At 65.9% G+C, this 22,396-nt stretch carries 19 protein-coding genes; 11 read left to right on the top strand and 8 right to left on the bottom strand.

Going from position 1 to position 22,396, the window contains the following annotated elements:
* Window positions 1-70: 70 nt before the first annotated feature.
* Window positions 71-493 carry a nucleoside-diphosphate kinase gene (ndk, locus tag QX039_RS02515; protein WP_315739416.1) on the bottom strand — a complete coding sequence of 141 codons (423 nt, stop codon included), beginning with the start codon at window positions 491-493 and terminating at the stop codon, window positions 71-73.
* 286 nt (window positions 494-779) lie between these two features.
* On the opposite strand from ndk, the gene QX039_RS02510 reads away from it, so the two are divergent.
* From QX039_RS02510 to QX039_RS02500, 3 genes are all read left to right on the top strand, one after another.
* Window positions 780-1,055, top strand: coding sequence for a sulfur globule protein precursor (locus QX039_RS02510; RefSeq protein WP_315739457.1), 276 nt, complete (start codon window positions 780-782; stop codon window positions 1,053-1,055).
* A gap of 189 nt (window positions 1,056-1,244) precedes the next feature.
* Window positions 1,245-1,436, top strand: a complete 192-nt coding sequence (locus QX039_RS02505; protein WP_315739415.1) for a hypothetical protein — start codon at window positions 1,245-1,247, stop codon at window positions 1,434-1,436.
* 51 nt (window positions 1,437-1,487) lie between these two features.
* Entirely contained in the window at window positions 1,488-3,356 is a 1,869-nt protein-coding gene (locus QX039_RS02500) for an ABC-F family ATP-binding cassette domain-containing protein (protein WP_315739414.1), read from the top strand.
* 66 nt (window positions 3,357-3,422) lie between these two features.
* On the opposite strand, the gene QX039_RS02495 is transcribed toward QX039_RS02500, so the two are convergent.
* The 3 genes from QX039_RS02495 to QX039_RS02485 form a co-directional block, all read right to left on the bottom strand.
* Complete coding sequence (locus QX039_RS02495) at window positions 3,423-3,917, bottom strand: hypothetical protein (protein ID WP_315739456.1); 495 nt, start codon at window positions 3,915-3,917, stop codon at window positions 3,423-3,425.
* Window positions 3,918-4,121: 204 nt separating this feature from the next.
* Window positions 4,122-4,574 (bottom strand): DNA polymerase III subunit chi, encoded by a 453-nt coding sequence (locus QX039_RS02490; RefSeq protein ID WP_315739413.1) that lies wholly within the window; start codon window positions 4,572-4,574, stop codon window positions 4,122-4,124.
* A gap of 9 nt (window positions 4,575-4,583) precedes the next feature.
* On the bottom strand, window positions 4,584-6,119 hold the full coding sequence (locus QX039_RS02485; RefSeq protein ID WP_315739412.1) for a leucyl aminopeptidase: 1,536 nt from the start codon (window positions 6,117-6,119) through the stop codon (window positions 4,584-4,586).
* A gap of 339 nt (window positions 6,120-6,458) precedes the next feature.
* On the opposite strand from QX039_RS02485, the gene lptF reads away from it, so the two are divergent.
* The 8 genes from lptF (at window position 6,459) to QX039_RS02445 (ending at window position 17,853) form a co-directional block, all read left to right on the top strand.
* Window positions 6,459-7,628, top strand: a complete 1,170-nt coding sequence (gene lptF / locus QX039_RS02480) for an LPS export ABC transporter permease LptF (protein ID WP_315739411.1) — start codon at window positions 6,459-6,461, stop codon at window positions 7,626-7,628.
* Window positions 7,625-8,722 (top strand): LPS export ABC transporter permease LptG, encoded by a 1,098-nt coding sequence (gene lptG, locus QX039_RS02475; protein ID WP_315739410.1) that lies wholly within the window; start codon window positions 7,625-7,627, stop codon window positions 8,720-8,722. The genes lptF and lptG overlap by 4 nt, the downstream gene beginning before the upstream one ends.
* Complete coding sequence (locus QX039_RS02470) at window positions 8,722-11,232, top strand: LPS-assembly protein LptD (protein ID WP_315739409.1); 2,511 nt, start codon at window positions 8,722-8,724, stop codon at window positions 11,230-11,232. Before lptG ends, QX039_RS02470 begins: the two co-directional genes overlap by 1 nt.
* A gap of 104 nt (window positions 11,233-11,336) precedes the next feature.
* Window positions 11,337-12,275: a SurA N-terminal domain-containing protein gene (locus tag QX039_RS02465; protein WP_315739408.1), complete on the top strand. Its 939-nt coding sequence runs from the start codon at window positions 11,337-11,339 to the stop codon at window positions 12,273-12,275.
* The gene (gene pdxA / locus QX039_RS02460; RefSeq protein ID WP_315739406.1) at window positions 12,275-13,276 is read left to right on the top strand and encodes a 4-hydroxythreonine-4-phosphate dehydrogenase PdxA; all 1,002 of its coding nucleotides are present in this window, start codon (window positions 12,275-12,277) and stop codon (window positions 13,274-13,276) included. Before QX039_RS02465 ends, pdxA begins: the two co-directional genes overlap by 1 nt.
* On the top strand, window positions 13,273-14,133 hold the full coding sequence (rsmA, locus tag QX039_RS02455) for a 16S rRNA (adenine(1518)-N(6)/adenine(1519)-N(6))-dimethyltransferase RsmA (protein ID WP_315739405.1): 861 nt from the start codon (window positions 13,273-13,275) through the stop codon (window positions 14,131-14,133). Before pdxA ends, rsmA begins: the two co-directional genes overlap by 4 nt.
* A gap of 27 nt (window positions 14,134-14,160) precedes the next feature.
* On the top strand, window positions 14,161-15,219 hold the full coding sequence (locus QX039_RS02450; RefSeq protein ID WP_315739404.1) for an alcohol dehydrogenase: 1,059 nt from the start codon (window positions 14,161-14,163) through the stop codon (window positions 15,217-15,219).
* Window positions 15,220-15,600: 381 nt separating this feature from the next.
* On the top strand, window positions 15,601-17,853 hold the full coding sequence (locus tag QX039_RS02445) for a hypothetical protein (RefSeq protein WP_315739403.1): 2,253 nt from the start codon (window positions 15,601-15,603) through the stop codon (window positions 17,851-17,853).
* 8 nt (window positions 17,854-17,861) lie between these two features.
* Here the strand turns inward: QX039_RS02445 and gmk are convergent, their stop codons facing one another.
* From gmk to fabF, 4 genes are all read right to left on the bottom strand, one after another.
* Window positions 17,862-18,521: a guanylate kinase gene (gene gmk / locus QX039_RS02440; RefSeq protein ID WP_315739402.1), complete on the bottom strand. Its 660-nt coding sequence runs from the start codon at window positions 18,519-18,521 to the stop codon at window positions 17,862-17,864.
* A 3-nt stretch (window positions 18,522-18,524) separates the two neighbouring features.
* Window positions 18,525-19,412 carry a YicC/YloC family endoribonuclease gene (locus QX039_RS02435; RefSeq protein WP_315739454.1) on the bottom strand — a complete coding sequence of 296 codons (888 nt, stop codon included), beginning with the start codon at window positions 19,410-19,412 and terminating at the stop codon, window positions 18,525-18,527.
* A gap of 124 nt (window positions 19,413-19,536) precedes the next feature.
* The gene (mltG, locus tag QX039_RS02430; protein ID WP_315739401.1) at window positions 19,537-20,829 is read right to left on the bottom strand and encodes an endolytic transglycosylase MltG; all 1,293 of its coding nucleotides are present in this window, start codon (window positions 20,827-20,829) and stop codon (window positions 19,537-19,539) included.
* 278 nt (window positions 20,830-21,107) lie between these two features.
* Complete coding sequence (gene fabF / locus QX039_RS02425) at window positions 21,108-22,373, bottom strand: beta-ketoacyl-ACP synthase II (RefSeq protein ID WP_315739400.1); 1,266 nt, start codon at window positions 22,371-22,373, stop codon at window positions 21,108-21,110.
* Window positions 22,374-22,396 lie beyond the last annotated feature (23 nt).

Genomic DNA, 22,396 nt, shown 5'->3' with positions numbered 1-22,396 from the left:
CAGATCGGTTCAACGAAGATTGAGCACGTCGGCATGCGGCGGAGCGAGGCTCCGCCGCAGCGATCATGGCTCAGCCGACGATCTCGTTGCCGGCGAAGAACTGCGCGATCTCGACCGCAGCCGTCTCGGCGGCATCCGAGCCGTGCACCGAGTTCTCGCCGATCGACTTCGCATGCGATTTGCGGATGGTGCCGTCGGCGGCCTTCGACGGATCGGTCGCGCCCATCACGTCGCGGTACTTCAGGATGGCTCCTTCGCCTTCGAGGACCTGGACGACGACCGGGCCGGAGATCATGAAATCGACCAGCTCGCCGAAGAACGGCCGCGCCTTGTGCACGGCATAGAAGGTCTCGGCCTGGTCGCGGGTCATGCGGATCCGCTTCTGAGCCACGATGCGCAGGCCGGCCTTCTCGATCAGCGCATTGATCGCGCCGGTGAGGTTACGCTCGGTCGCGTCGGGCTTGATAATCGAAAAGGTGCGCTCAATCGCCATGATGTCGTCCTTGGAGGTGCGGGATTTGGGTGGGTTGCGGGCTTATATCGACGCGATTGGTCGACGGCAAGCGACCGGGACCCAGCCCGGAGGCGCAACGCCTTACGACAATTTCACGTTTCTGAACATAGCCTGAAGGGTTCGTGCGACCATCATTCAGCTGTCATGTCTTAACGTGTTCGGTATCGGGCGAGGACGAGCCAGCAGCGTTCCGGTGGCCGCCCTCTCCCAGCCTCATCCGTCGGACAATTTCGGCGCCTCCAACGCTGTCATCCAGGAGACGATCATGTTGCGCAAACTCTCCCTCATCGCGGCGGCCGCCGTTGCCCTCGGCGCAGCCGCCCTCGCCCCGACCGCCGCCTCGGCTCACTGGCACGGTGGCTGGCATGGCGGTGGTTGGCACGGAGGCGGCTGGCATGGCGGTTGGCACCGTCCGTTCTACGGCCCCCGCTTCTTCGTCGGCGGCCCGGCCTACAGCTACGGCTATGGAGGCTGCTATGTGCGCCGCGTGGTTCCGACCCCGTGGGGACCGCGCTGGCGCCTGATCAACCGCTGCTATTGATACGAGCCTCGGCGCGGCACCCGCCCCCCGCCGCACCGAACTCGCATCGCCCCGGCGTCTCCCCCACGCCGGGGCTTTTTTTGTGCAGTTTCAACCTCATTTCGGGGTATTCCGGTCAGGAGCCGGAAACAAATCGAGCGGCCACGACTTGTTACGGCATCGTCCTGCAACTGCTCGTGGAATTCCGTCATGTCTGGCCGCACCGCCAATTTCAGCGAGGCTCTCGATCGCAAGACCAGCCGATCGATCTGCGAGGCCGTCGGCGAGCGCCTGCAACGCAGCCTGCCGCCGGACGGCTCTCACCTGCCAGCTTCCCTTGCGGACCTGATGAACGAGTTGCGCAAGCGCGACGAGGCCGGGACGAGCCTATCCGGCCGCTGAGACCGCGACAAAGCGGTTGCCTTTGGCCGCGCGCGCGGTGACAAGGCGCGCATGCTTTCCATCACCGACATCTCCATCCGCCTCGCCGGACGGCTTCTCATCGACCAGAGCTCGGTGCAGATTCCGCCGGGCGCGCGCGTCGGGCTGGTCGGCCGCAACGGCACCGGCAAGTCCACCCTGTTCAAAGCGATCCGCGGCGAACTGTCGCTGGAGACCGGCAGCATCAGCGTGCCGCCGCGGTGGCGCATCGGCAGCCTGGCCCAGGAAGCCCCGAGCGGGCCCGAAAGCCTGATCGAGGTGGTTCTCCGGGCCGACCTCGAGCGGCACGCGCTGCTGCACGAGGCCGAGACCGCCCATGACGCAGACCGTATCGCCGAGATCCAGACCCGCCTCGTCGACATCGACGCGCATTCCGCCCCGGCGCGCGCGGCCGCGATTCTCAGCGGCCTCGGATTTTCCGCCGCGGATCAGGCGCGAGCCTGCGCCGAATTCTCCGGCGGCTGGCGCATGCGGGTCGCCCTCGCGGCCACGCTGTTCGCCGCACCCGACCTGCTCCTGCTGGACGAGCCGACCAACTATCTCGACCTCGAGGGCACGCTGTGGCTCGAGGATCATCTGGCGCACTATCCGCGCACGGTGATCGTGATCAGCCATGACCGCGATCTGCTGGAAACCTCCGTCGACCAGATCCTGCATCTCGACCGTTGCAAGCTCACGCTGTACCGCGGCAGCTACTCCTCCTACGAGGAGCAGCGCGCCACCCGCGAGATGCTCGATGCCAAGGCGGTCAAGCGCCAGGAAGCGGAGCGCGCGCGGCTGCAGGCCTTCGTCGAGCGCTTCAAGGCCAAGGCCTCGAAGGCGCGCCAGGCGCAGTCCCGCGTCAAGATGCTGGAGCGGATGAAGCCGATCACCGCGCTCGTCACCCAGGACGTGCACGAGATCACGTTCCCCGCACCGGAGCGACTGTTGTCGCCGCCGATCATCGCGGTCGACAACGCCTCGGTCGGCTACGACCCCGCGCAACCGGTGCTCAACCGCGTCACCTTACGCATCGACAATGACGACCGCGTCGCATTGCTCGGCGCCAACGGCAATGGCAAGTCCACGCTGGTGAAGCTGCTGGCCGGCCGGCTCGCGCCGTTCTCCGGCAAGGTCACGCGCGCCGACAAGCTGTCGATCGCCTATTTCGCCCAGCACCAGCTCGATGAGCTGGACGAGACCGGATCGCCGTATAGTCACGTGCGCAAGCTGATGGGTGACGCGCCGGAGTCGAAAGTGCGCGCGCGCGCCGGCGCGATCGGGTTTTCCGGCAAGGCCGCCGACACGCTGGTGAAGAGCCTGTCGGGCGGCGAGAAGGCGCGGCTGCTGCTCGGGCTCGCGACCTTCTTCGGCCCCAACATGATCATCCTGGACGAGCCGACCAACCATCTCGACATCGACAGCCGCGCCGCGCTCGCCGAAGCGATCAACGAATTTCCCGGCGCCGTGATCATGGTCTCGCACGACCGCTATCTGATCGAGGCCTGCGCCGACCGCCTCTGGGTCGTCGCCGACCGCACGGTGAAGACCTACGATGGCGATCTCGATGACTACCGGCGCATGGTCCTGTCGTCACGCAGCGGCGCCGGCACCCGAGAGACCGAACGTCCGCAGGTGACCGAGAAAGCAGAGCGGCCGCGCGGCGACAACAGGCGGAGCGGGCTGAAGCAGAAGATCACGGCGGTCGAAGCCGAGATCGCCCGCATCACCGAGATCATCGCCAAGATCGACGGCGCGCTGTCGCTGCCCGACATCTTCACACGCGACCCGAAACAGGCGGCGCAATTGTCGAAGGCACGGGCCAATGCCGCCGACGCGCTGGCGCGCGCCGAGGAGCAATGGCTGGAAGCGAGCACGTTGTATGACGAGGCAACCGGCTGATCGAGCAATCCGCGACGAACCAACGTTCGTCCGACGAACTACTCTCTCGGCAACTTCAGCGCACACTCAGGTCGCGCGCTTCTTCGCCTTCGGCTTGACCGTCTTCGGCGCGGGTCCCGGATCGGGCGCTCGCTCGACCGAGGTCAGGCGGCCGGAGCTGAACGTGTAGACGCCGGAGCGCGCGCCGCGCAGCCAGGTCACCGTGGCCACGCGCTCACCGCCATTGCTCGAGATGTTGACGTTGTCGGGTGCACCGATGCCGCGCACCACGTCGCATTCGGTATGGCCGAGTGCGACGGTGCCGCCGACGGCTGGCGTTGCGGCGGCGGGATCATTCGCCAGCGCGTTCGCGCCCGCAGCACCGGCCGCAGGCGCCATGCCCGGGCATGCGCCTTCGGCGCTCACAAGGTCCTCAGCCGTGACCGGCTTATCCGGCGTCAGCGGCGGCGCGTCGATCGAGATGTTCCTGATGAACAGGCGCTGCGGCCGGTTGAACCACTCGGCGTCCTTGGACAGGAAATCGGGCGTGCTCGAGCATCCGGCGACGACCGGGGCAAGCACAAGGAACGCCAGAGCGCGCGTCAGCTGTTTGTTGTGGTCTCGCACGATGAACCTTGCTGAATTGCAACCTGTGGACACTCTAACGTGTTGTCCCAACATCACTTTGCGGCACGTTCGTGACTTTGCCAACGCTCTGCCGGTAAATCGGCAGTTTATCATGAATCGCGCCGCGCTGCCATCATTGGCGCTTCACGGACTTCCGCATCATTGCCGGCGCTGCCAACGCCCCCGCTCATCCGCCTGCCAGTAGGTGACCTCGAATCCTCGCGATTTGCAATCGGTCCACGCCGATCTCGCAGCCGCGAGCGCGTCCGCATCATCGCCGTTGAATACGAGCACCATGCGCTCGTAGCTGTGCGAGTCCGATGGCAGCGGCGCGTTGTCCACCAGGAAACGGACGTTTGCGCCGTTGGGATTGCTCTCTTCCACCGCGAGCACGATCGGCTGGTCGGCCACATCGGCCACCCGCCAGGTGGCATGCGGCAGAAACGAATCGTCGCGATAGGTCCACAGATGCGCATCGAGCGCATCCGCGCGCTCCTCCGACGTCGACTGCACCACGACGCGCCAACCGCGCTCGAGCGACTTCTCGAGCAGCGGCGGCAGCACGCCTTCAATGGTCATGTTCTGCAGATGGTAGAACAGGACTTCTGTCATCGTCCCGCATCACGCCTTGGCGCCGGACTTGGCTTCAGCTTTGGCGTCGGATTTGGATTCGTAGGAATCCCACACCAGCCGGTCGAGCAGCCGGACGCCATAGCCCGATCCCCAGCTCTGGTTGATCTCCGATTTCGGCGCGCCCATCGCGGTGCCGGCGATGTCGAGATGCGCCCACGGCGTGTCGTTGACGAAGCGCTGCAGGAATTGCGCAGCAGTGATCGAGCCGCCATGGCGTCCGCCGGTATTCTTCATGTCCGCGAACTGCGAATCGATCAGCTTGTCGTATTCGTGGCCGAGCGGCATGCGCCAGACCTTCTCACCCGTCTCCTGCCCCGCCTTGAACAGCTTGTCGGCGAGATCATCATTGTTGGTGAAGAGGCCGGCATGATCGGTGCCGAGCGCGACCATGATCGCGCCGGTCAAGGTTGCCAGGTCGATCATGAACTTCGGCTTGAACTTGGTCGCGACGTACCAGAGCACGTCGGCGAGCACGAGCCGGCCCTCGGCATCGGTATTGATGATCTCGATGGTCTGGCCCGACATCGAGGTGACGATGTCGCCTGGACGCTGCGCATTGCCGTCCGGCATGTTCTCGACCAGGCCGATGGCACCGATCACGTTGGCCTTGGCCTTGCGCGCGGCGAGCGCATGCATCAGGCCGACCACGCAGGCCGCGCCGCCCATGTCGCCCTTCATGTCCTCCATCGAGCCGGCCGGCTTGATCGAGATGCCGCCGGTGTCGAAGCACACGCCCTTGCCGATGAAGGCGACCGGCTGCTCGCCGCGCTTGCCGCCATTATAGTGCATCACGACGGTGCGGCTCGGCCGTGCCGAGCCCTGGCCGACGCCGAGCAGCGCGCCCATGCCGAGCTTCTTCATCGCAGGCACGTCGAGGATCTCGACGGTGACGCCGAGCTTGCGCAAGGCGGCGGCGCGCTTGGCGAACTCCTCCGGGTAGAGCACGTTCGGCGGCTCGTTGACGAGATCGCGCGCCAGTATCACCCCGTCAGTGACGTGGGACCGCGGCGCGAACGCCTTCTTGGCCGCCGCGGCATCCGCCACGGCGATCGAGACATTGGCGCTGACGGCGCCCTCTTCGTCCTTCTTCTTGGTCTTGTAGCGATCGAACCGATAGGCCCGCAGCCGGATCCCGGTGGCCAGCGAGCTGACCTGATCCGGCAACAGCGGTCCCGAAGGCAACTCGGCCAGCACCGCGACCGCTTCAGTTCCGGAGTTCAACTTTCCGGCTAAAGTACCGCCGTATTTAAGAAAATCCTTGTCCTTGAGATCTGAGCCCTTGCCGGTGCCAATGACGATCAAGCGCTGAATCTTGATTCCCTCAGGAGCCAGCAGGTCCAGCACCGCGCCGTCCTTGCCCTTGAACCGGGCTGTGGCGGCCGCGCGCTTGATCAGGTCCGAGGCTCCCCCAAGGGCCTTCTCGGTCGCGACTCCGAGTCGCAGGGTGTCATCGCAGAACGCCACCACGATGCCGCGCGGGGCGGTCGACAGCGGGACGAAGCCGACCTTGACGGCGTCGGACATCAAGCAATCCTCCAAATTTCGACGTGATGAGCCGCCACGCCCGGCCGAAAACCTCAAGGACCAGACGCGGATGGCGGCAGTTCGGAACCCAACTTGGGAGCAGTATGACCTGCCCGGGCCGCGGCTGCCAAGCGCCGCGTGGCGGGCCAGTCACAATCATGAAATTTTGACCGTATTTTCGGGGCGCCACGCCACAGCCATTTTGTCGACGGATCAACGAGATGGTAATGATATTCACTGCTCTTGGAACGTCACGGCGACAGCGGCCTTGGGGGACCCGTTTCAAGGGGGGCTGCAGCGCTCGTTCCGGGACTGCTGATTGGGGATCGAGCGCAGACGATGGGGTCCATCGACAGGTACATCTTTCGCACGACGCTGGCGTCGTTCGCGTTGGTCCTGATCAGCCTCACCGGCGTGATCTGGATTACGCAGGCGCTGCGCGGCATCGACCTGATGACCAGCCAGGGCCAGACGATCCTGACCTTCCTCGGCATCACCGGGCTCGTGATTCCTTCCCTGCTCGGCGTCATCGCGCCAATTGCGCTGATGATCGCGGTCTCGCACACGCTGAACAAGCTCGCGACCGATTCGGAGATCATCGTCATGAACGCGGCCGGCATGTCGCCGATCCGGCTGTTCGTGCCGTTCGCCTATGCCACCTGCGCGGTGGCCGTGCTGGTGACGGTGATCGCCGCCTTCTTCGCCCCCGACGGCCTGCGCCGGATCAAGCAGTGGGATGCCGAGATCACCGCCGACGTGCTCGCCAACATCCTGCAGCCCGGACGGTTCGCGCAGCTCGACCAGAACCTGACCATCCGGATCCGCGAGCGCCAACCCGGCGGCGAGCTGTCCGGCATCCTGATCGACGACCGCCGCGACCCCAAGGAGCGAATCACGATCATCGCCGAGAAGGGCACCGTCGTGAAGAATGCCGACGGCTCGTTCCTGGTGCTCGAGGACGGCAATCTGGAACGCTTCGAGCTCGGCAAGCGCGAGCCGGCGATGGTCGCGTTCGCCCGCTACGCCTTCGACATGTCGAAGTTTTCGAATCAGGGCCGCGACGTCACGCTCGGCATCCGCGAGCGCTATCTCTGGGAGCTGATGGCCCCCGCCGAGAACGATCCGATCTACAAGCAGATCCCGGGACAATTCCGGCAGGAATTGCACGACCGCTTCCTGGCACCGATCTATCCGTTCGCCTTCGCAGCCCTCACCTTCGCATTCCTGGGCGCGCCGCGGACGACACGCCAGAGCCGCAACTTCTCGTTCGGCAGCGCGATCCTCGCCGTCTTCGGCGTGCGCATGGCGGGCTTCGCCTGCTCGGTCATGACGGTGAAGACGCCGATGGCGGCGCTGGTGCAGTACCTCATGCTGTTCGGCGTGCTCGGCCTCAGCATCTGGATCATCATCGGCGGCGTGGTGGTCGAGCCGCCGGCGCGGCTGATGGAAGCCATCAACCGCTCGAACGCGCGGATCGCACGCCTGTTCGGAAGGCCGGCCACCGCATGAGCATGGTCACCAACACGCTCGGGCGCTATTTCGCCGGCCGTTTCCTGGTCTCGGCGGTCGGCGTGTTCGCGAGCATCTTCATCCTGCTCGTGCTCGTCGACTACATCGAGATGGTGCGCAAGACCTCCGGGCTCGCCTCCGCTTCGGCGCTGATGGTGGCGGAAACGTCGCTGTTCCGGGTGCCGCAATTGCTCGAGAAGATGATGCCGTTCTGCGTCCTGATCGGCGCCATGACCTGCTATCTCGCGCTGTCGCGCCGGCTCGAACTCGTGGTGGCGCGCGCAGCCGGGGTCTCCGCCTGGCAGTTCATCGCGCCGGCGCTGGCAAGCGCCATCGTGCTCGGGCTGATGGCCACGACCCTCTACAACCCGATGTCGGCCAATCTGCGCGAGCTCTCCAAGCGCATGGAGGCCGAGCTGTTCGGCGCGGCCCCCGGCGGCGGCGTGCAGGATGCGGCCGGCTTCTGGCTCAACCAGATCAACCCGGACGGCTCCGTGATCATCAATGCCGCCCGCAGCGAGCAGCAGGGCGTCCGCCTGACCGGACTGACCCTGTTCCGTTTTGATACGGACAAGCACTTCAAGGAGCGAATCGAAGCCCGCGAGGCGACCCTCGAAGAAGGCCGGTGGGTCTTCCGCTCGGTGCGCCGATTCTCCCTCGATGCGCCCCCTGTCGACGAACCGACGTTCATTCTTCCGACCAGCCTGACGCCGGCGCAGGTCCGAAACAGCTTCTCCACCCCCGAAACTGTGTCGTTTTGGCAACTGCCGACATACATCCGTTCGTCGGAGAGCTCAGGCTTCGCGACCGCGGGGTACCGACTGCAGTATCATAAGCTGATCGCGCAGCCGTTTTTGCTGGCTGCGATGGTCATGCTGGCTGCGTCCGTGTCGCTCAGGTTCTTCCGAATGGGTGGCGTACAGAAAATGGTTTTGAGTGGCGTGGGCGCCGGGTTTCTGCTCTACGTTCTGTCGAAAGTAACTGAAGATTTGAGCAAGGCTGAGTTGATGAATCCGATCGCTGCGGCGTGGCTGCCGGTGTTCGTCGGCGGCCTCACCGGTTTCATGGCTTTGCTCTACCAGGAGGACGGCTAGTGTCGTTCGTTGCCGTCCGTCAGACAGCGCTCGCCGCGCTTCGGCAGCATGCCGTTGCGCGCCGCGGTTGCGTGCGCGTGCGTCGCGCCGGGTCTGGCGTGCTTGGATTCGTTTTGGCCTGCGGGCTCGGCCTGATGGTTGCGGCTGCGACCGGGGTCGTGGCGCCGAGTCCTGCCGCCGCGCAGGGCTTCACCTACAATCCGCGCCCGCCCAAGGCGCCGCCGCCGCGCGTCGCCAACGACAACCAGATGCTGGTGCAGGCGACCGAGGTCGATTACGACTACAACAACTCGCGCGTGTCGGCGGTCGGCAACGTGCAGCTGTTCTACAATGGCACCTCGGTCGAGGCCGACCGGGTGATCTACGACCAGAAGACCAAGCGTCTGCATGCGGAAGGCAACATCCGCATGACCGACGCCGACGGCAAGATCACCTACGCCAACAGCCTCGACCTGTCCGACGATTATCGTGACGGCTTCGTCGATTCGCTGCGCGTCGAGACCGAGGACCAGACGCGGATGGCGGCGACCCGCGCCGACCGCTCCAAGGGGAATTACACCGTCTTCGAGAACGGCGTGTACACCGCCTGCGCGCCTTGCAAGGACGATCCGAAGAAGCCGCCGCTGTGGCAGGTCAAGGGTGCGCGCATCATCCACGACCAGACCGAGAAGATGCTGTATTTCGAGAACGCCCAGCTCGAGTTCTTCGGCGTTCCCCTGGCCTACATCCCCTACTTCTCGACGCCCGATCCGACCGTGAAGCGCAAGAGCGGCTTCCTGATGCCCGGCGTCACCCAGACCGGCGGCTACGGCTTCGGCGTCGACATCCCCTATTACTGGGCGATCGCGCCGGATTACGACGCGACCTTCACGCCGCGCATCACCTCCAAGCAGGGCGTGCTGCTGCAGACCGAGTTCCGCCAGCGCCTCAGCAATGGCGGCTATCAGGTGCGCCTGTACGGCATCGATCAGCTCGACCGCAACGCCTTCGCCGGCCAGCCGGGCGATCGCCAGTTCCGCGGCGGCGTCGACACCAAGGGCCAGTTCGCGCTCAACGACAAGTGGGTCTGGGGCTGGGACGGCATCCTGCTGTCCGACTACATGTTCCTGTCGGATTACCGGCTGGCGCAGTACCGCGACCCGTTCAACTCGTTCATGAGCCTGCCGACCGAGGCGATCTCGCAGCTGTATTTGACCGGCGTTGGCAGTCGCAGCTTCTTTGACGTCAGGGCGATCCACTATCTAAGCTTCTCGGGCAACCAGCAGACCGTGCCGGTGGTCTATCCGGTGCTGGATTACTCGAACGTGCTGAACTACCCCGTGTTCGGCGGCGAGTTCAGCTACAAGACCAACTTCGTCAATCTGAGCCGCCAGACGGCGGTGTTCGATCCGATCACGACCACCGCCAACACCGCCGGGCTGTGTACGACGGTGTCTGCCGATCCGCGGGCGCGTCTGCCCAACCAGTGCCTGCTGCGCGCCACGCCCGGCACCTACACCCGCCTGACCGCGCAGGCGGAGTGGCGGCGGTCGTTCACGGATCCCTACGGCCAGATCTGGACGCCGTTCGCGATCCTGCGCGCGGATGCGATCAACGCCAACGTCTCGAACCAGCCGGGCGTCGGTAATTTCCTGCAGACCGGCGACACCCAGGCGCTGCGGCTGATGCCGACGGTCGGCCTGGAATATCGCTATCCGTTCATCAACGTGCAGCCATGGGGCACGACGACGATCGAGCCGATCGCGCAAGTGATCATCCGGCCGAACGAAACCTATGCCGGCCGGCTGCCGAACGAGGACGCCCAGAGCATGGTGTTCGACGCCAGCAACCTGTTCAGCGTCGACAAGTTCTCCGGCTACGACCGCGTCGAAGGCGGCGGCCGCGCCAATGTCGGCGTCCAGGCGACGACGCAGTTCGACCGCGGCGGCACCATCAACGTGCTGTTCGGCCAGTCCTACCATTTGTTCGGGATGAACTCGTTCGCGGTGCAGGATGCCAACAACACCGCCATCGGCTCCGGCCTAGACAAGAACGTCTCGGACTACGTGGCGCGTGTCGATTACTCGCCGAACCGCACCTACACGTTCAGCATGCGCAGCCGGTTCGACCAGCAGACCCTGAACATCCAGCGCTTCGAGGCGGAAGCCAAGGCGAACTTCGACCGCTGGTCGGTGGCCCTGACCTACGGCAACTATGCCGCCGATCCGGCGCTCGGCTATCTCGACCGGCGTGAGGGCATCCTCGGCAGCGGCTCGGTCAAGGTGGCGCCGAACTGGGTCGTCACGGGTGCAGCGCGCTGGGATCTGGCAGCCAACAAGATCAACCAGTATGTGATCGGCGCCGGCTATGTGGATGATTGTTTCGTGCTGGCCGCCAACTATGTAACGTCGTATAATTATACGGCAGGCACCACTCCCCCCGTTCTGAGCCATGCCTATATGCTCCAGATCGGACTCCGGACGCTGGCCAATTCCTCGTCCACGGGAACCGGGGCTGGGGGCCTTCAGTAGCGCGCGCCAGTCTCCGACGGGCCGCTCCGTGGGGTTCGAAAGTCCCTCGTCGGGAGCCGTGGCGCGGTTTCCAGTTGGATCAATAGCGACAGCGAAGCTTGGTCATGACGATCGCGTTCTCTCCTCGCCTTCGGGCCCTGGCCATCTGCACTCTTGCCGCACTCGTCTGCGGCATCGGAACGATGTCGGCTCGCGCTCAGAGCATCGTCGTCATGGTCAATGGCGATCCCATCACCGACTATGACATCGAGCAGCGCACCAAGCTGAACTTCCTGAGCACTCGCAAGCATCAGTCCCGCCAGGAGATCATCGACGAGCTGATCGACGACAAGGTGAAGATCAAGGAGGGCAAGAAGTACGGCGTCGAGCCGACTGCCTCCGACGTCGACCAGTCGTTTGCCGGCATGGGCTCTCGCATGCGGCTCAACCCGGAACAGTTGACCAAATCGCTGGAGAGCCAGGGCGTGCGGCCGGAGACGCTGAAGGCCCGCATCAAGGCCGAGATCGTCTGGAGCAGCCTGGTGCGCGGCCGCTACAAGGAGCGGCTGCTCGTCTCCGACAAGGACGTCGCCGCGGCTGTCGCCGCCGCCGGCGGCGACGGCGATCAGCAGGGCCAAGCGTTCGAGTACAAGATGCAGCCGATCGTGCTGATCGTGTCGAACTCCTCGAACCAGGGCTTGATGGAAGCACGTCACAAGGAGGCGGAGGCGCTGCGCTCACGGGTGCAGACCTGCGCCGAAGCCAACAACATCTTCAAGACGACGGCGAATGCGGTCATCAAGGAGATCGTCGTCAAGACGTCCGCCGACATTCCGCCGAATCTGCGCAAGCTGCTCGATGACACGCCGATCGGCCACCTGACTCCGCCGGAAGCGACACGGCAGGGCATTCAGATGGTGGCGCTCTGCTCGCGGACTCCGACCACGATCGACACGCCGAAGAAGCGCGAGATCAAGGAGCAGATGTATACCAAGAAATACGAGGCCACCTCCAAGGCCTATCTGCAGGAAGTCCGCAAGGCGGCGATGATCGAATATCGCTGATGACGAAGCCGCTCGCGCTGACCCTGGGGGAACCGGCAGGCATCGGCCCCGACATCACCCTGCAGGCGTGGCTGCGCCGCACCGAGCTCGGACTCCCCGCCTTCTACGTGCGCGGTGATCCGGCCTTCCTGGCTCAGCGCGCCAAGCTGCTCGACCTCCCCGTCACTGTGGACGAGGTTCGTCCCGAACAAGCGGCGCAGGCGTTTGCGACCGCGCTGCCCGTGGTCTCCACCGGGCACGCCGTGACGGCCCTGCCGGGCCGCCCGGACATGACGAGTGCCGAGGCGGCCATCGGCTCGATCCGGGAGGCCGTGGCCGACGTGAGGGCCGGACGCGCCAGCGCCGTCGTGACCAACCCGATCGCCAAGGCCGTCCTCTACCGCGCCGGCTTCTCGCATCCCGGCCATACCGAATTTCTCGCCGAGCTCGCCGCGGATGGCGGAGCCACGCCACAGCCGGTCATGATGCTGTGGTCGCCTGTTCTCGCCGTGGTGCCGGTGACGATCCACGTCGCGTTGCGCGATGCGATCGAGCAGCTGACCAGCCCGCTGATCACGTCGACGACGCGCATCGTCGCCGCCAGCCTGCGCCGCTATTTCGGCGTGTCGCGGCCGCGCATCGCCATGTCGGGGCTCAATCCGCATGCCGGCGAGGACGGCACGCTGGGCACCGAGGAGGACACGATCATCGCTCCGGCGATCGCCACCTTGCGCAACGCGGGCCTGGACGTGCAGGGGCCGCTGCCGGCCGACACCATGTTTCATCAAGCCGCGCGCAAGTCCTACGACTGCGCGATCTGCATGTACCACGATCAGGCGCTGATCCCGATCAAGACGCTGGCGTTCGACGAGGGCGTCAACGTGACGCTCGGCCTGCCCTTCATCCGCACCTCGCCCGACCACGGCACGGCCTTCGACATTGCCGGCAAGGGCACCGCCAATCCGGCGAGCCTGATCGCGGCGCTCGAGCTCGCGGCACGCATGGCCAGCCAGTCGTCATGAGCGCGATCGACGACCTCCCGCCGCTGCGCGAGGTCATTCGCGATCATCAGCTGTCGGCGCGCAAGGCGCTCGGCCAGAACTTCCTGCTCGATCTCAATCTCACCGCCCGGATCGCGCGGGCCGCGGGTCCGCTGGAGGACGCCACCGTGGTGGAGATCGGCCCCGGCCCGGGAGGCCTGACGCGGGCGCTGCTCGCGCTCGGCGCGCGCCACGTGATCGCGGTCGAGCACGACGAGCGCGCGATCCCGGCGCTGCAGGCGATCGCCGACCGTTACCCCGGCCGGCTCGAAATCGTCTGCACCGACGCCCGCACCTTCGACGTCCGGCCCTATCTCGGCAGCACCAAGGCGAAGATCGTCGCCAACCTGCCGTACAACATCGCCACGCATCTCTTGATCGGCTGGCTTTCCGTAGAGCCGTGGCCGCCCTGGTACGACATGATGGTGCTGATGTTTCAGCGCGAGGTCGCCGAGCGGATCGTCGCGCGCGAGAACGAGGACGCCTATGGCCGGCTCGGCGTGTTCGCCAACTGGCGCTGCGAGACCAAGATCCTGTTCGACATCTCGCCCTCGGCCTTCGTACCGCCGCCGAAGGTCACCTCGTCGGTGGTGCGGCTGGTGCCGCGCCTTTCACCCGAACCGTGCGACCGCCGCGCGCTCGAACAGGTTGCCGCAGCCGCCTTCGGCCAGCGCCGCAAGATGCTGCGGCAGAGCCTGAAGTCGCTGCCCGCCGATCCCGCGCGTCTGGCTGCCGCGGCCGGGGTCGATTCCACGCGCCGCGCCGAGACCATCCCGGTTTCCGGCTTTGTTGCCATGGCCCGCGAATTGACCAATAGTCGCAACGAGAACAAGTCTTAATCAACAAGCATTTCAGGGAGTTTCATCATGGCGTTGATGCGCCGTCAGTCGCTCGTCAAATTCGATGCACCGCTGTGCGAGACGATCGCCGAGACGCCGAAGCCGCAAGGCCGGGAAGTTCTGGTTCGCATCGAGCGTTGCGGCCTGTGCCATTCCGACCTGCACATCCAGGACGGCTATGCCGATCTCGGCAATGGCAAGCGACTCGACACCACACGCGGCATGACCCTGCCCTTCACGCTCGGACACGAGATTGCCGGCGTCGTCGACGAGGTCGGACCCGATGTGCCGAAGGAGCTGATCGGCGCGCGCCGCGCAGTCTTTCCGTGGATCGGCTGCGGCCAATGCCGCGATTGCGCCAATGGCGACGAGAATTTGTGCGCCAAGCAGCGCTTCCTCGGCGTCTCCATCGACGGCGGCTTCGCCACCCACGTGCTGGTGCCCGACGCGAAATATCTGCTGGAGTATGATCCGCTGCCGGTCAACCAGGCCGCGACCCTGATGTGCTCCGGCGTAACGGCCTATGGCGCGCTCAAGCGCCTCGTGGATCGGCCGCGCCAGCGCAATTTGCTGCTGATCGGACTCGGCGGCGTCGGCATGATGGGCCTGTCGTTCGCGCAGGCGATGTTCAAGCAACCGATCTCGGTGGCCGACCTCTCGGCGGCCGCGCGCGAGACCGCGCTGAAGAATGGCGCCGCGACGGCCTACGATCCGGCCGAGCCGGATGTGATCAAGCGCATCCTCAAGGAGACCGAGGGCGGCTTCGACGAGGTCGTCGATTTCGCCGGCAACGAGAAGTCGATGGCCTTTGCGGTGTCCGTCGTCGCACGCGGCGGCAAGATCGTCGTCTCCGGACTGATGGGCGGCCAGTTCACCCTGCCGATGGTTCAATGGGTGTACAAGCGCATGACCATCGAGGGCTTCATGGTCGGCACGCTGGCTGAGGCGCACGAGTTGATGGCGCTCGCGCGCGCCGGCAAGATCAAGCCGCCGCCGATGCGCGAGGAGCCGATGGCTGACGTACAGAAGTGGATCGATGCACTGCGCGCCGGCCATGTGGTCGGACGTGTGGTGCTGACGAACTGATCCGTCGCCTGTTGCGACATCGGACGCGGCGGCGGTGCTGCACCGCCGCCGCTGCTGCCAATCATTTGTCCACAAACGCAGAGGTTGTCGGTGTGACGCCCTTTATCCCTGAGGGTGAAAAACCAGGTCCATCTTCACCGATGTGACCGATTTGGCGCGATAGCGCGGCCAAAATCGCGGCGCGATGCAAACCCTCTTGTGGGAAAAAAGCCGCACTCGGACACGAAAGGATCGAGACAGAATTAATCCGGAATTGCGGCTCATTGCCACCCAACTTGTCTCCGAGAACGCGCCGTTGCGTAAGCGTATCCGGAGTCTTCAATGGCAAGCCGAACGGCAGGAGTTGCATTTGCCATTGCTGCCGGAATCGCTGGCACCGTCGTGCTCGTGCTGCCGCGCGTCGTCTTCGCGGCGGAGGAATGTCTGACCGAGCCGACGGGAGAGAAGTCCGACGCGCAACGCTGGTACTATCGTTTCGATCGTGGCACCAATCGGCGCTGCTGGTATCTGAAAGACGCCAACGGCAACCCCCGTGACGCCGCGGCACCGATACGGGCGACGCAGCAGCCGGCTCCCTGGGACTTCGCACAGCCCGCTCCACCCAAACTGACGCCAAGACGCACCGATGGCCCGGTCGTTCGCACCAGCGACGCCCTCGCAGAAGCGCCGCAGCCGCGGCTGCGTACCGATCTCGCCGTGCGAGGCACGCCGAAGCCGCAGACCCTCGCCACACGGACGACGCTGACGGCGTCGGACGCCAGCCTGCCGCGCAGCCTCGATACCTCGCCCTGGCCCTCCGCCCCGCCGCAACAGGCTGACCCGATTGCGGCCGATGCGCCACCGCCGGCAATGGCCGACGACGGCAATGTGGAGCCGGACGCGAATGCGGCGCCGGCTGCCGACGGGCCGATCATCGCACCCAAGCCGAGCAAGCCCGAAGCGCCCATCCACGTGCTCATGCTCGTGGTCATCGGCGCACTCGCGATTTCAGGACTGCTGGCGAGCGCGCTCTATCGGCTCAGCCGGATGGGACGGCGGCAACGGCGCAACGGCAGCTGGCACGCGGACGCAGTACGGATGCGCCGTAGTCGCATCAAACCACGGTCCAAGGCGCCGCAGGGCGGGATGCGTGCGAACCGCGGCAGCATGCCGGCGGCACCATCCCATCCAGGCAGCAGCCGCGGCTCTCAGCCGGCTTCGGCGCTCGACCTCGCCAGCGCGCGGCTGTCCGCTTCAACGGACCAGATCGACCCCCGTGCACAGCGACCGGCGCCGTCTCCCCAGCATCAGGATCACCCGGCCGTGGCCGCTCGCCGACGCGACCGGGACGCGGCTGCGGAGATGCAACGGTCGCAGTCCACCGACGCAGTGTGGCAGGCGGTCGATGAGCTGGTGGATCGCGCAGCGGTGCGCCGGGCTGAGCCTTCCGGGGCACAGGCCGCTGCGGCCAACGTGCAGCCATCGCCGGCTGCCGCAATTGCTCCATCGCCTGCTGCTCCGGCGCAAGCACAACTGACGGCTGCCCAGATGGCCGCGGCGCAGGCCGCTGCCACCAAGATTGCAGCAGCCCAGGCGAGTGCCGCAGCCGCCTCGCAACGCTCGCCGACCTATGCGGCGCCGACCGCACCCGCCGAGCCCTGGCCGGCTGCGCAGCGAGTTGAACCTGCGAATCCCACCCGCGTCCAGGCGGCCGCACCGATGCCGCCACCCGCCCCGCCACCGACGCAGGCTGGCACAAGCGCCGCCCCACCCGCCCCTGTCGACGTCAGCGAAATCGTGTCGGCGCTGCGCAAGGCCCGCAGCAGCGAAGCCGCGTCCCCCTCTGCCGGCGCCCCGGTCGACGCCGCCAAGGTGATTGCCGCGCTGCTGGTATCGCGCGCGGCCAAGCGGCGTACCACGCAACCCGGCGAGGCTGGCGATGCTCCGGCTGCAGCGGTCCTCGCTGAGACGGCTCCGCCAGCGCGTGAGGACGCGGCCCCCCAGACCACGCCGGCATCGCAACATCTGACGGATCGTCTGCGTGGCGGCCAGCCGGCCGCTCAGCCCGTTCCCGCGATGCCCGATCAACCCACGCGCGCGCCGTCGACGGCACCAGCCGATCCAGCGGCCGCACTGATCGAGACGCTTCGCGCGCATGCGGCACGACAACCGGCCCCTCAGCCTGACGATGACATCGCCATGGCCGGACCCGCGATGATGTCGGAGGCCCCTGCCGCCGAAGACGATGAGCTCGACGATCCCGCGGCGGCGCTGATCAACCTTCTGCAGTCGCGCTTTTCATTGCCCGAGGACGAGCTGGAGGCAGAGCCGCAGCAGGAGGAGCACGAGGAGTTCTCCGTCGAGGCTCAGCAGAACGTCGCGCACATGCATGATGATCCCGCGGCCCGACTGATGAGTCTCCTGGAATCGCGGTCGTCGATCCCCGCCGCGCTCCCCATCGACAGACCGCAGGCGCAGCGGCCGCAGCAGCAGCGCCCCCTGTTCGTGCCGACGCCGTTCGAGGACCCGGCGACCCCGCCGCTCGACTTCATTCCGCGGCCGCCCGCGCTGCGGCCGCGGCCGCGCAACATTCAGCAGGATGAGTCGCTCGACGGCATCCAGGACATCCTGGCGCGCCTCGGCCGACGGGCGTGACAGGCGCCTCAGCTTTCGAGCTGGCGCTGCAACTCGCGGACGAAGGTCGTCAATCCGGTCCGGCGCTCGCGCTTCAGGCGCTCTGCCTTGAGGATCGACTGCACCTCGGCAAACGCATCGTCGACGTTGCGGTTGATGACGATGTAGTCGTACTCCGCCCAGTGGCTCATCTCGTGACTGGCGCGGCTCATGCGCCCGCGTATGACCTCATCGGAGTCCTGCGCACGCGTATGCAGCCGCTTCTCGAGATCGGCGGCGGACGGCGGCAGGATGAACACGCTGACGACGTCCTGCCGCGCCTTCTCGCGCAGTTGCTGCGTGCCCTGCCAGTCGATGTCGAACAGCACATCCTGGCCGCCGGAGAGCGCCGCTTCGACCGGCGCGCGTGGCGTGCCATAGCGGTTGTCGAACACGGTGGCCCATTCGAGCAGCTCGTTGCGCTTGGCCATGTCCTCGAAGCGCGCCCGGTCGACGAAGTGATAGTCGCGGCCGTCGATCTCACCGGGGCGCATCGGACGCGTCGTCGCCGAAACCGACATCCGCAGGCCCGGCATGCGCTCGATCAGCAGGCGCGACAGCGTCGTCTTGCCCGCCCCCGAAGGCGATGACAGCACGAACATCAGGCCGCGCCGCTCGACCCCATCGAAGCTTCCGTCGTGAGCCGCCATGGATCACTCCAGATTCTGAACCTGTTCGCGGAACTGCTCGACCACGGTCTTCATCTCGAGGCCGATGTTCGTCAGCTCGATATCGTTCGACTTCGAGCAGGTGGTGTTGACCTCGCGATGGAATTCCTGGGCGAGGAAGTCGAGCCGGCGGCCGACAGGCCCGCCCTTGCCGAGCATCTCGCGCGCCTGCGCGATGTGCGAGGTAATGCGATCGAGCTCCTCGCGCACGTCGGCCTTGGCCGCGATCAGCAGCGCCTCCTGCGCCAGGCGATCGGGATCGAAACGATCGGAGGTCTCGAGTAAGGCTGCCACCTGCTCGGCCAGCCGCGCCTTGATCGCCTCGGGCTTGCGGCCCGGCGATGCCTCCGCCTTTTTCGCCAGCGCCTCGATCTCGTCGACGCGCTGATTGAGGATTTGTCCGAGTGTGTCGCCCTCGCGCCGGCGCATCTCGACGAGATGCTTCAGCGCGGTCTCGAACGCCGCGATCGCCGCCTCCTTGGCGGCCTTGTCCTCGGCCTCGTCACTCTCCGGCTCCGCCACCTCGATCACGCCCTTGATCGACAACAGCCCATCGATGCTCGGTGCGACCGCGTCGATCCGGCCCGCAAGCGAGCTCGCCATCTTCACCACCGCAGCCAACACGTCCTCGTTGATTCGCACCGTCGACCCGGTCTCGGTGCGCTTGACGGTGAGATTCGCATAGACGGTGCCGCGCGACAGGACTTCCGTTGCGCGCTTCTTGGCGAAGGCCTCGACCTCGTCCCAGCCCTGCGGCAACCGCACCCGGATGTCCAATCCCTTGGCGTTGACCGACTTCAACTCCCACTCGAACGAGTAGGGACCGCTTGCTCCGTGGCTACGGGCAAAGCCGGTCATGCTCGACAGCGCCATTTCGTCCATGTCTCCGGCACATTGGGAACGAGGACAGACTCAGCCCCCGCCAAAAGTGCGCGAACCTTACGGCCTTTTGGGCAAATGTTAAGCCCGGTTCTGCGCGGCCGACATGCGTGGGAAATTATTGCTGAACGACCGGCGGGCTCGGCTGCGCCGCCCCCTGACGGGCGCCATTGCCAGGTGCGGCCCCCGGTGCAACTCCGCCGGTGGCGCGGTTGGCCGGCGGCTTCTTTGCCGCTGCGGGAGTCCGTGGGGCCGCCGCTCCGGCCGCCGGATCGGCCGCGCCGCCCACGACGGCAGGCGGCGCCTCGTCGGGCTCGACGGTGTCGTTCTGGGTCTGCCGCTCCATCGCCCTGAGCTTGGCGACGTTCTTCTGGTGCAGGTCGTAGGTTTCAGTGAACGCATGGCCGCCGGTGCCGTCGGCGACGAAATAGAGATCGCGCGTGCGCGCCGGATTGGCCGTCGCCTCCAGCGAGGCGCGGCCGGGGTTGGAGATCGGTCCCGGCGGCAGGCCCTCGATCACGTAGGTGTTGTAGGGCGACGGTTGGGTGATCTCGCTGCGCTTGATCGGACGGCCCAGCGTGCCCTTGCCGCCAACCAGACCATAGATGATGGTCGGATCGGACTGCAGCTTGATCCTCTGCTTCAGCCGGTTGACGAATACGGCGGCCACCCGGCTGCGCTCGTCGGGCTTGCCGGTCTCCTTTTCGACGATCGAAGCCAGCGTCACCAGCTGCTCCGGCGTCCTGACCGGCAGATCCGGACTACGCCGTTCCCAGATCTCGGCCAACACCCGCTTCTGCGCCTGCTGCATGCGTTGCACGACCTGATCGCGGCTGGTGCCGCGCGGGAACTTGTAGGTCTCCGGCAACAACGTGCCTTCGCGCGGAATCTCGCGGACGCTGCCGGTGAAGATCTCGTTTTCGGACAGGCGGGCCACGATCTGCTCTGACGTCAGGCCCTCGGGCACGGTCACCGAATGCTGCACGACCTTGCCTTCGACGATGACGCCGATCACGTCGCGCAACGACGCATTCTTCTGGAACGCATACTCGCCCGGCTTGAGGTCGGAACTGGCCTTCAGGGCATAGACCCCACCAATGAAGATCCACGGATTGACGTCGATCACGCCTTCACGCGCGAGTACGTCGGCAATATCGCGTTTACCCGCGCGCTGCGGGATATTGACGATCTTGTCCTCCTGCAGCGGTCCTGCCGCTTCGAGGATCTGCCGTCCATAATAGTAGGCCGCGCCCACGCCGAGCATGGCCAGGATGAGCAAGGTGATGATCGCATTGCCGACCACCACGAACGGATTGCGGGCGCGGTCGGAGCGGCGCGGCGGCGGCGGCACGCGTTCCGGCTCCAGCGCTGCGCGCGGGCTGCGGGGTGAGATGGGCGGCCGTTCACTCATCGATGCAACCTTCAGTCCTGTCGCTCTCGTCGTGGCCGTGCGCTCCCCAACGCAAGCGACCTGAAGTCCACGCCCAATTTAACGATTCGTCATGTCGTCATCGAATACGGCGAAAAGGTGTTTTCGCCGGGCCTCACCGCCATGCGCATCCACTTACCGCATCGGCGCCGAAGGCCGACCTGCGAAGGACACGCGAAGTCTTGGGTTCTAGTGTGGCTGCAGTCGGATATCCACGTGACCAAGCGACAATCGGCCCGAGCGGCATCCGTCCTTCCGCACTAGTTCGCCACGCGCCGCAAAACCACCGACGCGTTGGTGCCGCCGAAACCAAACGAGTTCGACAGCGCCACGTTGATCTCGCGTTTGCGAGGCGCATGCGGCACGAGGTCGATCGCGGTCTCCACCGACGGGTTCTCCAGGTTGATCGTCGGCGGAGCGATGTTATCCCGAATCGCGAGAATGCTGAAGATCGCTTCGACGGCGCCCGCAGCTCCCAGGAGATGACCGATCGACGATTTGGTCGAGGACATCGAGATCTTCGACGCGGAATTGCCGAGCAGACGCTCGACGGCGCCGAGCTCGATCTCGTCGCCGACCTGCGTCGAGGTGCCGTGGGCGTTGATGTAGTCGAGATCGGCTGCCGTGATGCCGGCACGCTTCAAGGCGGCACTCATGCTGCGAAAGCCGCCGTCGCCGTCCGGAGATGGCGAGGTGATGTGATAGGCATCTCCGGACAGTCCGTAGCCGGAGACTTCGGCGTAGATCCGCGCGCCGCGTGCCTTGGCGTGCTCATACTCCTCGAGCACGACCACACCGGCGCCCTCGCCCATCACGAAGCCGTCGCGGTCCTTGTCGTAAGGGCGCGATGCCCGCTCGGGCGTCTCGTTGAATCCGGTCGACAGCGTGCGCGCCGCGCAGAACCCGGCCATGCCGATTCGGCAAATCGGCGATTCGGTGCCGCCGGCGACCATGACATCGGCATCGCCGAGCGCGATCAGTCGGCTGGCGTCGCCGATCGCATGCGCGCCGGTCGAGCAGGCGGTGACTACCGAATGATTGGGGCCCTTGAGCCCGTGCTCGATCGAGACATAGCCCGAGGCGAGGTTGATCAGACGTCCGGGAATGAAGAAGGGCGACACTTTGCGCGGACCACGCTCCTTCAGGAGGATCGCAGTGTCGGCAATGCCCGAGAGGCCACCGATGCCGGACCCGATCAACGTGCCGGTGGCGCAGCGGTCCTCTTCCGTTGCCGGATGCCAGTTGGCGTCATCGAGCGCCTGACGCGCCGCAGCCATCGCGAAAATGATGAAATCGTCGACCTTGCGCTGGTCCTTCGGCTCCATCCACTGGTCGGCATTGAAGGTGCCGTCGGAGCCATCGCCGCGCGGCACCTGACAGGCCACCTTGGCGGGAAGATCGGAGACATCGAACGACTCGATCAAGCGCGCACCGCTCTTGCCCTGAAGGATGCGCTGCCAGGTCGTTTCCACACCACAGCCAAGCGGCGAAACCATGCCAAGGCCAGTGACGACAACCCGCCTCATGTTCGTTTCTCCAGACCCGACCT

The organism is Bradyrhizobium sp. SZCCHNR1043 (assembly GCF_032489675.1).
Classification (GTDB): Bacteria; Pseudomonadota; Alphaproteobacteria; order Rhizobiales; family Xanthobacteraceae; genus Bradyrhizobium.
The sequence above is the reverse complement of the archived record's forward strand: the minus strand, read 5'-3'. Positions and strand labels throughout refer to the sequence as shown.

Coding starts and splice junctions, on each gene's coding strand:
- QX039_RS02465 (WP_315739408.1), top strand. CDS start 11,337: ATGACGATCGCGTTCTCTCCTCGCCTTCGGGCCCTGGCCATCTGCACT.
- lptF (WP_315739411.1), top strand. CDS start 6,459: ATGGGGTCCATCGACAGGTACATCTTTCGCACGACGCTGGCGTCGTTC.
- gmk (WP_315739402.1), bottom strand. CDS start 18,521: ATGGCGGCTCACGACGGAAGCTTCGATGGGGTCGAGCGGCGCGGCCTG.
- QX039_RS02450 (WP_315739404.1), top strand. CDS start 14,161: ATGGCGTTGATGCGCCGTCAGTCGCTCGTCAAATTCGATGCACCGCTG.
- rsmA (WP_315739405.1), top strand. CDS start 13,273: ATGAGCGCGATCGACGACCTCCCGCCGCTGCGCGAGGTCATTCGCGAT.
- QX039_RS02505 (WP_315739415.1), top strand. CDS start 1,245: ATGTCTGGCCGCACCGCCAATTTCAGCGAGGCTCTCGATCGCAAGACC.
- mltG (WP_315739401.1), bottom strand. CDS start 20,829: ATGAGTGAACGGCCGCCCATCTCACCCCGCAGCCCGCGCGCAGCGCTG.
- QX039_RS02510 (WP_315739457.1), top strand. CDS start 780: ATGTTGCGCAAACTCTCCCTCATCGCGGCGGCCGCCGTTGCCCTCGGC.
- QX039_RS02500 (WP_315739414.1), top strand. CDS start 1,488: ATGCTTTCCATCACCGACATCTCCATCCGCCTCGCCGGACGGCTTCTC.
- pdxA (WP_315739406.1), top strand. CDS start 12,275: ATGACGAAGCCGCTCGCGCTGACCCTGGGGGAACCGGCAGGCATCGGC.
- QX039_RS02490 (WP_315739413.1), bottom strand. CDS start 4,574: ATGACAGAAGTCCTGTTCTACCATCTGCAGAACATGACCATTGAAGGC.
- fabF (WP_315739400.1), bottom strand. CDS start 22,373: ATGAGGCGGGTTGTCGTCACTGGCCTTGGCATGGTTTCGCCGCTTGGC.
- QX039_RS02435 (WP_315739454.1), bottom strand. CDS start 19,412: ATGGCGCTGTCGAGCATGACCGGCTTTGCCCGTAGCCACGGAGCAAGC.
- QX039_RS02485 (WP_315739412.1), bottom strand. CDS start 6,119: ATGTCCGACGCCGTCAAGGTCGGCTTCGTCCCGCTGTCGACCGCCCCG.
- lptG (WP_315739410.1), top strand. CDS start 7,625: ATGAGCATGGTCACCAACACGCTCGGGCGCTATTTCGCCGGCCGTTTC.
- ndk (WP_315739416.1), bottom strand. CDS start 493: ATGGCGATTGAGCGCACCTTTTCGATTATCAAGCCCGACGCGACCGAG.